General features: G+C 71.1%; 11 protein-coding genes. All 11 read right to left on the bottom strand.

Going from position 1 to position 13,058, the window contains the following annotated elements:
• Positions 1-479 (bottom strand): cell division protein FtsZ (locus VF106_RS42390; protein WP_414639186.1); only part of this gene is annotated, 479 nt, incomplete at its 3' end.
• 188 nt (positions 480-667) lie between these two features.
• Complete coding sequence (locus tag VF106_RS42385) at positions 668-1,177, bottom strand: DinB family protein (RefSeq protein ID WP_330845688.1); 510 nt, start codon at positions 1,175-1,177, stop codon at positions 668-670.
• Positions 1,178-1,409: 232 nt separating this feature from the next.
• A complete protein-coding gene (locus tag VF106_RS42380) occupies positions 1,410-2,603 on the bottom strand; it encodes a cell division protein FtsQ/DivIB (RefSeq protein ID WP_330845687.1) in 1,194 nt (397 codons plus the stop codon).
• Between the two features lie 2 nt (positions 2,604-2,605).
• The gene (gene murC / locus VF106_RS42375; protein ID WP_330845686.1) at positions 2,606-4,000 is read right to left on the bottom strand and encodes a UDP-N-acetylmuramate--L-alanine ligase; all 1,395 of its coding nucleotides are present in this window, start codon (positions 3,998-4,000) and stop codon (positions 2,606-2,608) included.
• Positions 3,997-5,097 (bottom strand): undecaprenyldiphospho-muramoylpentapeptide beta-N-acetylglucosaminyltransferase, encoded by a 1,101-nt coding sequence (gene murG, locus VF106_RS42370; protein ID WP_330845685.1) that lies wholly within the window; start codon positions 5,095-5,097, stop codon positions 3,997-3,999. The genes murC and murG overlap by 4 nt, the downstream gene beginning before the upstream one ends.
• Positions 5,094-6,485 (bottom strand): putative lipid II flippase FtsW, encoded by a 1,392-nt coding sequence (ftsW, locus tag VF106_RS42365; protein WP_330845684.1) that lies wholly within the window; start codon positions 6,483-6,485, stop codon positions 5,094-5,096. The genes murG and ftsW overlap by 4 nt, the downstream gene beginning before the upstream one ends.
• The gene (murD, locus tag VF106_RS42360) at positions 6,482-7,822 is read right to left on the bottom strand and encodes a UDP-N-acetylmuramoyl-L-alanine--D-glutamate ligase (RefSeq protein ID WP_330845690.1); all 1,341 of its coding nucleotides are present in this window, start codon (positions 7,820-7,822) and stop codon (positions 6,482-6,484) included. Before murD ends, ftsW begins: the two co-directional genes overlap by 4 nt.
• Entirely contained in the window at positions 7,822-8,910 is a 1,089-nt protein-coding gene (gene mraY / locus VF106_RS42355) for a phospho-N-acetylmuramoyl-pentapeptide-transferase (RefSeq protein ID WP_330845683.1), read from the bottom strand. Before mraY ends, murD begins: the two co-directional genes overlap by 1 nt.
• Positions 8,907-10,352, bottom strand: coding sequence for a UDP-N-acetylmuramoyl-tripeptide--D-alanyl-D-alanine ligase (locus VF106_RS42350; protein ID WP_330845682.1), 1,446 nt, complete (start codon positions 10,350-10,352; stop codon positions 8,907-8,909). The genes mraY and VF106_RS42350 overlap by 4 nt, the downstream gene beginning before the upstream one ends.
• Before the next feature lie 115 nt (positions 10,353-10,467).
• Positions 10,468-12,036: a UDP-N-acetylmuramoyl-L-alanyl-D-glutamate--2,6-diaminopimelate ligase gene (locus tag VF106_RS42345; protein WP_330845689.1), complete on the bottom strand. Its 1,569-nt coding sequence runs from the start codon at positions 12,034-12,036 to the stop codon at positions 10,468-10,470.
• Between the two features lie 44 nt (positions 12,037-12,080).
• Positions 12,081-12,743 (bottom strand): rhomboid family intramembrane serine protease, encoded by a 663-nt coding sequence (locus VF106_RS42340; RefSeq protein ID WP_330845681.1) that lies wholly within the window; start codon positions 12,741-12,743, stop codon positions 12,081-12,083.
• Between the last annotated feature and the right edge of the window lie 315 nt (positions 12,744-13,058).

Below are 13,058 nucleotides of genomic sequence, written 5' to 3'. Positions count from 1 at the left end.
GTGATCAGGCTGTCCAGCCGGTCCTTCAGCTTCATGATTCCCTGCTCGGCGTTCACACTGCGGCGGCGGCCTTCGAAGGCGAACGGCCGGGTGACCACGCCGATGGTCAGGGCGCCGAGGCTCTTGGCGATCTCGGCAACCACGGGGGCTCCGCCGGTTCCGGTGCCGCCGCCCTTGCCGGCGGTGACGAAGACCATGTCGGCGCCCTTCAGGACCTCCTCGATCTCGTCGCGGTGGGCTTCGGCAGCCTGGCGGCCGAGCTCGGGGTCGGCGCCGGCGCCGAGGCCGCGGGTGAGATCACGGCCGATGTCCAGCTTCACGTCGGCGTCCGACATCAGCAGTGCCTGGGCGTCGGTGTTGACAGCGATGAACTCGACACCCTTGAGACCTGCGTCGATCATCCGGTTGACGGCGTTGACACCGCCGCCGCCGATGCCGACGACTTTGATCACCGCCAGGTAGTTGTGCGGGGGCGTCATCGAACCGCCTTCCTGATCTGCTGTGTGCATTCCCCGAGCTGTCGCAAGACCGCGAACCCTAAACCTCTACGAGAGACTTAGAGTTATGTCAAGCTCTGCCGTCGAATCAGGACGGTAAGCATCGACCGTTCCCGTTTCCAGCCGCCACGCCGTGTAGTTGCGGTGTTGTGTGCCCCATTCACTCTCGGCTACTCGCCGGTGCTCCCGTCGAGCAGTTCACGGAGCAGGTCGAGATGACCGGCGTGGCGCCCGGTTTCCTCGATCATATGGATCAGTACCCAGCGCAGGTTGACCGGTTGCCCCTTGGCCGTGGTGCCCGTGCCGTCGAGGTCGAGCCGGCCAGCGACGTCCCTGCTCCGTTGGCACTCGGCCTCGTAGTCCGCGATCAGCTGGGTCAGGGGCGTCTTCATGCCGATGCGGAACTCGGCGTCCGGATCCTCCTTGAACAGCTCAACCCACTCGTCCGGCTTGCCGTCGAGCACCTGGGCGAACCAGTACTGCTCGACAAAGGTCAGGTGCGCCACCAGCCCGGCGACGGTGGTCAGCTCCGACGGCACGAGCTGGCGCCGCGCCTGCTCGTCGGTGAGCCCGGAGGCCTTGAGCACGACGGTGGCGCGGAGGAAGTCGAGAAAGCCGACGAGCTGTTCACGCTCGCCCCCGACCTTGGGCGGGTCGGGACGCGTGTCGATCGAAGTCATGCCGGGCAGTGTGCCTCACCGACCAGGCACCGGCCGACGGAATTGTTGAACTCAGCGGTCCGCCCGGTTGAACTCAGCGGTCCCTGCGGTTGGACACGCGCGTCCTGGGTGTTGGACACGCGGGTTCTGGGTGTTGGACACGCGGAGGGTGTGGACAACCCGGGTCGTGTGCGGCGGGAGTGTCGGTGGTGTCCGGTAGCGTGGTTCGAGGGGGCCGGAGGCCACGTCGGGGTCATTCCGAGACGGTGGGGAAGTCCGGTGTGGCCACGTCGTAGGTCTTGCCCGGCCTGGTCAGCAGGGCGGCCAGCACCGCGGCCTTGCGTGGGTTCTCGTTGGCGTTGCCCCACTTCACGAGGCGGCCATCAGTCAGGGTGAGGCGGACGTTGCCGGGGGTGTCGGCCGTCACCGTGGTCACCTGATCGGAGAGCTGCTTCGGGATCGAGGCCAGGACGGTGACCGCCGCCTTCGTGGCCGGGTCGTCCGGGCGCACGTTCGACATGGCCAGCACGGGCAGGCCGGGCGGGGCCGCCGCGACCTTCGCGTAGTTCAGGCCGGTGCGGTCGACCAGGTGGATCTGGTCGCCGTCCCGCAACACGGCGACCGGCGACCGCTCGGTGACGATGATCTCCACGGTGCTGGGCCACGACCGCTCCACCCGTACCTCGAACACCCTCGGCAGCTCCGCGACCCGCGCGGCCGCCTGGTCCGCGTCGAGGCGCACCATGGGCGTGCCGTGCTCGATCGCGGCCGCTCCGACGACGTCCGCCTCGGGAATCTCCTTGGCGCCGATGACCTCCACCGACCGGACCCCGAGCAGCGACGTGAACATGACCAGATAGGCCACCGTCAGCACGGCGAGCACCGTGAGCACCGCGACCCACCGGCGCGTCAGGTAGCGGCGACGCGTCGGCGGGCGACGCTCCCCCGGCTCGGACCGCCGGGCACGCACGGCGTCGGACCGCGACCGGCGCATGGCGGGCCGGCCGGAGTCCCGCCCGGTGCGTCCGCCGCGGCTCGACGAGTCCGGCCGCGCCGGTTCACCCCGACCACGCACCCGGCCGCGCGACCCGGCACGCCGAACCGAGGCCGCCTCGCCCCGGGACCCGGCCGCACCGTCCGACGCTGTCCCCGCCGACTCCGCGTCGCCGGCACCACGGCGCCCACTCCGGCCGGTCGTCTCCGGCCCGGCACCGTCGCGCCTGTTCAGGCGGGCGGATCGCCCGGCTGCTCGCTGGTCGGCGGACTTGCCGGCGGCTGTGCGGCGGCGAGGGGTCTCCGTGTCCTCCCCGCCTCTGCGGCGGGTGCGGGCGTCGCCGGTCGCGGTGGTCCCGGTCCTGCCGTGGCGGTCGCGCGTCGAGCGGGTTCGGCGGGCGCGGCGCTCCTCGCCGGTTTTCTCGCCGTCGTCCTCGTCGCGCGTGTCGTCCATGGTCAGACTCGGACTCTCCGGTCCAGTTCGGCGATCAGTTCCGGGCCGAGCATGGTCACGTCCCCGGCACCCATGGTCAGCACGAGGTCGCCTTCCTGCGCCAGGTCCGCCACCAGGGCCGGCACCCGCTCGAAAGACGACTCGAACCGCACCCGCTCCGCCGGCAGCGGTATCGCGTCGACGATCAGGTGACTGGTCACGCCCGGCTCCGGTTGTTCCCGCGCGCCGTACACGTCCAGCACCACGACCTCGTCCGCAAGGCCCAGCGCCGCGCCGAACTCGGCGGCGAACAGCCTGGTCCGGGAGTACAGGTGCGGCTGGAAGATCACCACGAGCTTGCCGCCGTGCGCCGCCGGCCTGGCCGCCCGCAGCTGCGCGGCCACCTCGGTCGGGTGATGGGCGTAGTCGTCGTACACCCGCACGCCCCCGGCCCGGCCCTTGAACTCGAACCGCCGACGCACGCCGCCGAACCCGGCGATGCCCTCCAACAGCCCCTCGAGCGGGGCTTCCAGCTCGAGCCCGGCGATCAACGCGCCCAGGGCGTTCAGCGCCATGTGCTCGCCCGGCACCGCCACCCGCACCTCGACCTCGGCGCCGTCGAGGAGGATCCGCGCGACCCCGCCGCCGTCGACCGGCTCGTAGGCGGTCAGTGTCACGTCCGTGGCCGCCCGTCCGTAGCGGCGTACCCGCAGGCCCCGGTTCTCGGCGAGCAGTGCCAGCGCGGCCGATCCCGGGTCGTCCGCGCACGCGACCAGCACACCGTCGTCGGTGATCCGGTCCAGGAACGACTCGAACACCGCGTTGTAGGCCTCGACCGTGCCGTGGTGGTCGAGGTGGTCGGCCTCCACGTTGGTCACCACCGCCACCGACGGGGAGAACGCCAGGAACGACCCGTCGCTCTCGTCCGCCTCCGCGACGAAGATGCCGCCGACGCCGTGGTGGGCGTTGGCACCGGACTCGTTGAGGTCGCCGCCGATCGCGAACGACGGGTCGAGCCGGCAGTGCTGCAGCGCGACCGTGAGCATCGACGTGGTCGACGTCTTGCCGTGCGTGCCGATCACACAGGCGACCCGGTGGTCGGCCATCAACGCGGCGAGCGCCTCGGACCGGTGCAGCACGGCCAACCCACGCGCCCGCGCCTCGACCAGCTCGGGGTTGTCCGGCTTGATCGCGGTCGACACCACGACCGCGGTGGGGCCGCCCTCGAGCTGGTCCAGGTTGCCCGCCGCCTGACCGATGGCGACCTGCGCGCCCTGCGCCCGCAGCGTCCGCAGCGTCGACGAGTCCTTCGCGTCGGACCCCGACACCGCCATGCCGCGGTCGAGCAGGATCCTTGCGATGCCGCTCATGCCCGCACCGCCAATGCCCACCAAGTGCACCCGCTCGAGCGTGGTCACTTCCCGACCACTTCCAGAACCATGCGGGCCAGCACGTCCGCCGCCTCGCGGTGGCCGCTGCCCTGCGCGGCGGCGCTCATCGCCCGCAGTCGCAGCGGGTCGGTGAGCAGCGGCACGACCAGCTCCGCGGCCTTCTGCGCGGTCAGCTCCTCGTCCGTCACCATCAGCGCGGCGCCCGCGTCGACCGCCGGCTTGGCGTTGAACGCCTGCTCACCGTTGCCGATCGGCAGCGGCACGTAGATGGCGGGCAGCCCGACCGCGGACACCTCGGCGACGGTCATCGCACCGCTGCGGCACAGCACCGCGTCGGCGGCGGCGTAGGCGAGGTCCATCCGCTCCAGGTACGGAACCGCGACGTACCGGGGCCGGCCAGGCACGTCCTGTACAGCGATGCTGTTCTTCGGCCCGTGCGCGTGCAGCACGCCGATGCCGCGGTCGGCGAAGACCCGCGCGTTCGCCGACACGGCGTTGTTCAGCGTCCGCGCCCCCTGCGATCCGCCGAACACCAGCAGCGTCGGCGCGGTCGGGTGCAGCCCGAAGAACTGGCGGGCCTGTGCCCGCATCCTGGCCCGGTCCAGCCCGATGATCGAGCCCCGCAGCGGGATGCCGATCACCTCGGCGTTCGGCAGGCCGGTGTCGGGCACGGCGACGGCGACCCGCTCGGCCCACCGGGCGCCCACCTTGTTGGCGAGCCCGACCTTCGCGTTGGAGTCGTGGATGACGATCGGGGTGCGGCCGCGGGCGGCGAGGTAGGCGGGCAGCGCCACGTAGCCGCCGAAGCCGACGACGACGTCCGCGCCGACCCGGTCCAGCACCTCGCGGGTCTGCTTCACCGCGGCACGCACCTTGAGCGGCAACTTCAGCAGGTCGACATTCGGCTTACGGGGCATCGGCACCGGCGGGATCATCTCCAGCTGGTAGCCGCGGGCCGGGACGATGTTCTTCTCCAGGCCGCGTTCGGTGCCCAGCGCCACCACCCGGGCGTCCGGGCGGATTCTGCGGATGGCGTCAGCGGTGGCCAGCGCGGGCTCGATGTGCCCGGCGGTCCCTCCCCCCGCGACGACGACGCAGGGGCCTCGGTTGGCAGGGGTGTTCAAAAACGTCCTCCAAGGTTGCGGCGCGGGGTCGGCTGTCGCCCATGGGTTGCCGAGCCTCGCTGCGGGGCGGGGCGCCGGACCGGCTTGCGGCGGATCGGCGGCTGGTAGGGCTCCGGTGCGGGGAGCCTCATCAGCCGGCCGAATCGGCCCGGCCCCTGAGAGCGTAGTGCGGCCACCGCCTCGGGCTCATGCCGCGCACAGTTCGCGAGCACGCCGAACACGAGCATGGTCGTCACCACCGACGTCCCACCCGAGGAGATGAGGGGCAGTGTGATGCCGGTGACGGGCAGCAGACCCACCACGTAGCAGACGTTGATGGCCGCCTGCGCCACCAGCCACACGGTCAGTGTGGCCGCCACCATGCGGATCCACGGGTCGATGTTGCGGGTCGCGACCCGCATGCCGACCACCGCGAGCATGCCGAACAACCCGAGCACCAGCGCACACCCGAGGAACCCGAGCTCCTCGCCGATCAACGCGAAGATGAAGTCGTTGTGCACGTTGGGCAGGTACTTCCACTTCGACGGCCCCTGCCCGAGGCCCTGGCCGAACAGTCCGCCGTCGGCGAGCGCGTACAGCGCCTGGTCCGACTGGTAGTCCGCGCCAAGGCTGTCCGAGCCTGGGTTGAGGAAGGACACCACCCGGTCGAGACGGTACTGGGTGCCGATGGCCAGGAGGACCACGCCAGCCAGGCCGCCCAGCGCCAGCGCGCCGAACAGCCGCAGCTGCGCACCCGCGAACCACAGCAACGCGATCAGCACCACGCCGAGGGTGACCGTGCCGCCGAGGTCGGGTTGGAGCATGACCAGCGCGAACATCAGGAGCGCGACGGGCACGACCGGCACGAGCAGGTGCCGGTACTGGTGCAGCAGGCCACGCTTGATCACCAGGATGTGCGCGCCCCAGAGCGCGAGCGAGAGCTTGGCGAACTCGACCGGCTGGAACGACAGCGGCCCGAGCGTGAACCAGCTGCGGGTGCCGTTGATGGTCGAGCCGAGCGGGGTGAGCACGAGGATGAGCATGAAGACGCACACCCACAGCGCCATCGGGCTGAGCGCCCTGATCTGCCGCAGCGGGACCCGCACGCCGAACCAGAACAGCACGAGCCCGACCAGCACGAAGATGACCTGCTTGCCGAACACCGTGTAGGCGGAGCTGCCCGCGTTCAGCGAGATGACCGCGGATGCCGACAGCACCATGACCAGCCCGATCACGATCAGCAACGCGCAGATCGCGAGGACGAGGTGGAACGACGCCAGCGGCCGGCCAAGCCACGCGGTCAGCGCGGTGCGTGCCGCCCAGAGACGGCCGACCCGTTCCCTGGCCTTGCCCTGCCCGCGGTCGGCTGGTGAGTCGGTCGTGCTCTTGGACTCCTCGAGTGCGGTCATCCACGCTCCGCCAGCACGTCCCGCACGGCTTCGGCGAAAGCCGTGCCGCGGTGCACGTAGCTGGCGAAGAGATCATGGGACTTGGCGGCGGGTGCGAGCAGCACCACGTCGCCGGGGGAAGCCATCGCGTTCGCCGCACGCACCGCCGTGAGCATGGGCTCATCGTCTCCCGAACCGACCAGATGCACCGGGACATCCGGCGCGTGTCGCGCGAGTGCGGCGGCGAACACGCCTCGATCGGCGCCGAGGAGCACCACACCACGCAGGCGCGGCGCCGCCTCGGCGACAAGATCGCCGACCGGCGCGCCGTGCAGCAGCCCGCCGGCGATCCACACCACGGAGTCGAACGCGCCGAGCGAGCCCTGTGCGGCGTGGGTGTTGGTGGCCTTGGAGTCGTTGACGTACCGGACACCCCCGTGCTCGGCGATCAGCTCGACCCGGTGGGCGGGCGGGGTGTACGCGGTCAACCCGGCCCGGACGGCTTCGGCGGACACGCCGTAGGCCCTGGCCAGGGCCGCGGCGGCCAGGGCGTTGGCCACGTTGTGCGGGCCGACCGGGCGTACCTCGGCGACCGGCGCGAGCAGCAGGTCACCGTGCACGAGCCAGCCGTCCGTGACGCCGAACTGGCCGGCGGACGGGGTACTGACCGTGAAGCTCACCTTCTGCGGCGAGTCGGCGGCGAGACGCTCGGTCTCGACGTCGTCCGCGTTGTACACGGCGAGCCCGGCGCCGGTGTAGATCTTGCCCTTGTCCTGGACGTAGCCGGCCATCGAGCCGTGCCACTCGAGGTGGTCCTCGGCGATGTTGAGCACGGCGGCGGCGTGTGCCCGCATCGAGGACTGCCAGTGCAGCTGATAGCTGGACAGCTCCACGGCAAGCACGTCGTAGCCGCCCAGCACCGCGTCGATCACCGGGAGGCCGATGTTCCCGCAGGCCACGGCCTTGGCGCCGGACGCGAGCAGGATCGACTCCAGCATGCCCACCGTGGTGGTCTTGCCGTCGGTGCCGGTGACGGCCAGCCAGGCGGGCGGGTTCGGCAGCGTCTCGCCGAGCCGCCATGCGAGCTCGACCTCGCCGATCACCTCGATGCCGGCCTCGGCGGCGGCCACGAGCAGCGGCGCGGTCGGCGGCCAGCCGGGGCTGGTGACGACCAGGTCGACGCCGTCAGGCGGGGTGGTCAACCCGACCACGGTCTCGACGCCCGCCGGTAAGTCGGTGAGCCGGTCGGCGACGCCGTCGGTGACCGTCACCCGGGCGCCGGCGTGCACGAGCGCCGAGGCCACCGACTTCCCGGTGACCCCGGCACCCGCGACGAGCACGTACCTGTCGGTGAACATCAGCCGCCGTTCGCGGTCAGCCACTCCGAGTAGAAGAGGCCGAGGCCGAACATCGCGCAGATCCCGGCCAGCAGCCAGAACCTGATGATGACCGTGGTTTCCGCCCAACCAGCCAGCTCGAAGTGATGATGGAACGGCGCCATGCGGAACAGGCGCCGTCTGGTAGTTCGGAAGACCGCGATCTGGAGCACCACCGACAGCATCTCCACCACGAACAGGCCACCGACGATCACCATCAGCAGCTCGGTCTGGGTGGTGACCGACAGACCGGCGACCAGGCCGCCGAGCGCGAGCGACCCCGTGTCCCCCATGAAGATCTTCGCCGGTGCCGCGTTCCACCACAGGAAGCCGATACACGCGCCCATCGCCGCGGCGGCGACCACCGCCAGGTCGAGCGGGTCACGCACGTCGTAGCAGCCGACGGACGGGTCGTTGGAGCCGCAGTTGTAGCGGAACTGCCAGAACGTGATGACCACGTACGTCCCGAACACCATGGCCGACGAGCCGCCGGCGAGGCCGTCGAGGCCGTCGGTGAAGTTCACCGCGTTCGACCAGCCGGAGACCAGCAGGTAGCAGAACACGACGAAACCGATCGTGCCGAACGAGATGATCGTCAGGTCCCGCACGAACGACAGGTTGATCGACGCGGGCCGGAAGCCGTAGTTGTCGGGGAAGTTCACCGCGAGGATCGCGAACACGAGCGAGACGACCAGCTGGCCGACCATCTTCGCGGTCTTGTTCAGGCCGAGGTTGCGCTGCTTGCGGATCTTGATGAAGTCGTCGAGGAAGCCGACCAGACCCAGGCCTGTGGTGAGCAGCAGCACCAGCAGTCCGGACGCGGTCGGGCTCTCGGAGTCCTCCGAGGTCAGCCCGGTGAACAGGTGGGCGACGAAGTAGCCGACCAGCATGGCGACCAGGATCGCGACGCCACCCATGGTCGGGGTGCCGCGCTTGGACTGGTGACCCTGCGGGCCCTCCTCGCGGATCTCCTGACCGAAACCCTGACGCGAGAACACCCGGATCAGGTACGGGGTGAACATGATCGAGACGATCAGGGCGACCGCGGCCGCCACCAGGATGCCGATCACGCGCGGCTCCCCAGCAGCGCGTCCGCCACCCGCCACAGTCCGACGAAGTTGGACGCCTTGACCAGCACGACGTCCCCGGGGCGAAGCTCGGTGTCCAGCAGCGCGACGGCTGCTTCCACATCGGGCACCAGCACGTGCTCCTCTCCTGTTCCAGTCCCCTCCAGCCGGGCGCCGTGCTGGATGGCGCCGGCCTGCTCGGTCACTGCCACCAGACGGTCGATGCCCAGGCGGGCCGCGAGCCGTCCGATCTCCTCGTGTGCCTCGGCGCCCGACACGCCGAGTTCTCCCATCTCGCCGAGCACCGCCCAGGTGCGACGATCCGGCCCCGCCATCCTGGCAAGCGTCCGCAACGCGGCCGCCATCGACTCCGGGTTGGCGTTGTACGAGTCGTTGACCACGGTCACGCCGTCGGCGCGCGTGGTGACCTCCATGCGGCGGGCCGACCGGCGCTGGGCGCTCGACAGGCTGGCAGCGATCTGGTCGACGTCCGCGCCCAGTTCGAGCCCGACGGCCGCCGCGGACAGCGCGTTGCCGACGTGGTGGGCGCCGTGCAGGGCGAGCGTGACCGTGGCCGCGCCGCGCGAGGTGACCAGGCGGAACGTGGCCCTGGCCTGCTCGTCGAGCTGGATGTCCTCGGCGCGGACCGCGGCGTCGGGGTGCTCGCCGACCAGGACGACCCTGGCCTTCGTGCGCTCGGCCATCGCGCGGACCAGCGGGTCGTCGGCGTTGAGCACCGCGACGTCGGTGGCCGCCTCGGCCAGCTCGCCCTTGGCCTGTGCGATGTCCTCGCGGGAGCCGAACTCGGACAGGTGCGCCGAGCCGACGTTCAGCACCACGCCGATGCGGGGCGGAGCGGCCGCGCACAGCGCGCGGATGTGCCCGGCACCCCGGGCCGACAGCTCCAGGACCAGGTGTTTGGTGTTCTCGTCGGCACGCAGGACGGTCCACGGGTGGCCGAGTTCGTTGTTGAACGAGCCGGGCGGCGCGACGGTCGGGCCGAGTGGTTCGAGCACCTGGCTGATGAGGTCCTTGGTGGACGTCTTGCCGGACGATCCGGTGACGCCGACGACGGTGAGGCCGTCGAGCCGGTCGACCACGGCGCGGGCGGTGGCGGCGAGGCCGGCCAGCACCGCGGCGCCGGACCCGTCCTTGTCGCCGGCGAGCACGTACGCGCGGACGGGCGCGGCGCTGACCGGCGGCACGATGACCGAGGGCGCGTCCACCTCGCGGGCGGCGAGCACCCCGACGGCGCCCTTCTCGACCGCCGCGGCGGCGAAGTCGTGCCCGTCGACCCGCTCCCCCGGCACCGCGACGAACAACCCGCCCGGTCCGATCTTCCGCGAGTCGAACTCGACGGAGCCGGTGACGACCTCGTCGCCGTTCGTGTTGTGGAGGCGACCGCCCGTGGCCTCGGCGATTTCCCTGAGGGTCAGTGGGATCACGACGCCTCCTCCCCCGCTCCGTGGCGACGGAACGCTCCGCAGGCTCCGCTCCACCGTCGCCCTCCGCAGGCGAGGTGGCGGCCTGAGTGCTGATGGTTCGCTCCGCAAGCTCCGCTCACTGGCTCTTCTCCAGCCGCTCGCGGATGGCCGCCCGCAGCTCGTCGTGGTCGGAGAACGGGTGCACCACCCCGTCGATCTCCTGTCCGGTCTCGTGTCCCTTACCCGCGATCACCACCGCGTCGCCGACGCCGGCACGCCGCACGGCCTCCACGATGGCCGCCCGGCGATCACCGATGTTCACGATCTCGCCGCGCTCGCCAGGTGGGACGGCCTCGGCGCCCGCCTGCATCGCGGCGCGGATCGCCGCCGGGTCCTCGGTGCGCGGGTTGTCGTCGGTGACGATGAGCAGCTCACTCCGCCTGGCCGCGGCCTCGCCCATCATGGGGCGCTTCGCGACGTCCCGGTCGCCGCCGCAGCCCAGCACGACGATCACGCGGCCCTGGGTGCGGGCCCGGATCGCGTCGAGGGCCAGCGCGACGGCCGCCGGCTTGTGCGCGTAGTCGACGACCGCGGTGAAGTCCTGCCCGACCGCGACCCGTTCCATCCGGCCGGGCACAGCCACCGTGCCGAGCCCGGTGGCGATGTCGGCGGGCGCGACCCCGGCCGCGTGCAGGCAGGCCGCTGCGAGCAGCGCGTTCGCGACGTTGAACTCGCCCGGCATCGGCAGCGTCACCGGGAGCTCGATCCCCGGCCCGTGGATGGTGAAGGCCTGCTCGCCGGTGTTCGAGGTGGTCACGCCCGTCGCGGTCCAGTCGCCGTCGCCTTCGGTCGCGACGGTGATCGTCCGCGGCGTGACCAGGCGCCGGCCCCACTCACCGTCGACGCACACGATCTCGGTGGTGGACCGGCCGTCGAACAGGAGCGCCTTGGCCTGGAAGTAGTCCTCCATGTCGGCGTGGAAGTCCAGGTGGTCCTGCGACAGGTTGGTGAAGGAGCCGACCGCGAACCGGGTGCCGTTGACGCGGCCGAGCGACAGCGCGTGGCTCGACACCTCCATCGGCACGTGCGTGACACCGCGCTCGACCATCACCGCGAACAGGGCCTGCAGGTCCGGCGCCTCCGGCGTGGTGAACGCGCTCGCCAGCCGCTCCCCCGCGATACGGGTCTCGACCGTGCCGACCAGCCCGGTCGTGATCCCGGCGGCCCGCAGCCCGGCGTCGATCATGTACGTGGTGGTGGTCTTGCCGGACGTGCCGGTCACCCCGAGCACCGACAGGTGCAGCGACGGCTCACCGTAGATCCAGGCGGCCACCGAGCCGAGCAGCTGACGCGGGTCGTCGTGCACGAGGACCGGGACGTCCGCGAGCGCGGGCCGTGCCGCGCCCTCCTCGTCGGTCAGCACGGCGACCGCACCGGCCCGGATCGCGTCGGCCGCGAAGTCCGCGCCGTGCACGCGAGCGCCGGGCAGCGCGGCGAACAGGTCTCCTGGCACGACGTGCTGCGCGCGGAGCGTGGCACCGGTGACGGCGGTCACGGCGTCCGGCGGCCGCAGCGCACGCACCTTCGCCCGCGTCACCAACGTGGTGAGCGGGACTGGCGTGATCCTGGCGGGGCGTGGCGGTGCCGTGACGCCCTTGCCGACGAGCTTGGCGGGCACGTCGCGGAAGGTTACCTGCGCACGCAGGGCGATCAAGGACACCCTGGTGCGGACGGCCGTGTCAGGCTCGGCTAGACGGCCGGCGGCAACCCCGGAACCTCGGCGTCCTCCGCCGGTTGCTTCTTCTTCGGCGTGCGGACGACCAGCGCCGCCACCACGCCGCCGACCAGCCCGGAAACGTGCCCCTGCCACGACACGCCCGAGACACCGAACCCGACCGCACCCCACATGTAGGAGCCGTACGCGATCGCGATACCGATCGACACCAGCACGTCCGCCGGCCGACGATCCACCAGACCACGCAGCAGCAGGTAGCTGAAGTACCCGAACACCACACCGCTCGCGCCGATCGTCACCGTGTCCGCCGGCGAGGACAACCAGATCCCGACCCCACCGACGACGATCACCACGAGCGTCATCCAGAGAAAGCGCTTCGGACTCGGGATCGCCGCGATGAGCCCCAAACTGAACAGCGGCAACGCGTTCGACATCAGGTGGTCGATGTTCGCGTGCACGAACGGCGAGGTCAGGATGTTGACCAGACTGCCGACATCACGCGCGAGAATGCCACCGGACTGTGTCAGGTGATGCCCGGTCGCCACATTGATCAGCTCGACGAGCCACAGAACGACGAGAAAGCCGACGTTCAACGCGGCCGCCCGCCCAAGCGGGCTCGCGAGGGACCCGTCGTCCTCGAGTGGCGAGGGCGCCGGTCTACTCGGCAGGTTGCTCACGACTGGAAACGTATTCGCTTCCCGGGGCTCTCGACACCTCCATCCGATCGCTTTTCGGATCACCGGATCGCCTGTTTTGCCGGATCACAGGCTGGTTGACCGGTCGGGCACAGCCCGCTTCGCGGGCGGTCGGGCACAGCCCGCTTCGCGGGCGGTCGGGCACAGCCCGCTTCGTGTCGGCGACGCGTGAAAACTGACCCCCTGCGGACGGGTGAAAACGGACCCCCGTTGACAGTAGGGAGTGCTCAACGTGGAGGACTGGGCGGAGATCCGCCGTCTTCACCGGGCTGAGGGGATGCCGATCAAGGCGATCGT

The organism is Actinophytocola sp. (genome assembly GCF_036378875.1).
GTDB lineage: Bacteria > Actinomycetota > Actinomycetes > Mycobacteriales > Pseudonocardiaceae > Actinophytocola.
This window is presented reverse-complemented; position numbering and strand designations above follow the sequence as displayed.

What these genes read in the sequence shown, in the direction of transcription:
- VF106_RS42385 (WP_330845688.1), bottom strand. Translation starts at nt 1,177, where the DNA reads ATGACTTCGATCGACACGCGTCCCGACCCGCCCAAGGTCGGGGGCGAG.
- VF106_RS42380 (WP_330845687.1), bottom strand. Translation starts at nt 2,603, where the DNA reads ATGGACGACACGCGCGACGAGGACGACGGCGAGAAAACCGGCGAGGAG.
- ftsW (WP_330845684.1), bottom strand. Translation starts at nt 6,485, where the DNA reads ATGACCGCACTCGAGGAGTCCAAGAGCACGACCGACTCACCAGCCGAC.
- murD (WP_330845690.1), bottom strand. Translation starts at nt 7,822, where the DNA reads ATGTTCACCGACAGGTACGTGCTCGTCGCGGGTGCCGGGGTCACCGGG.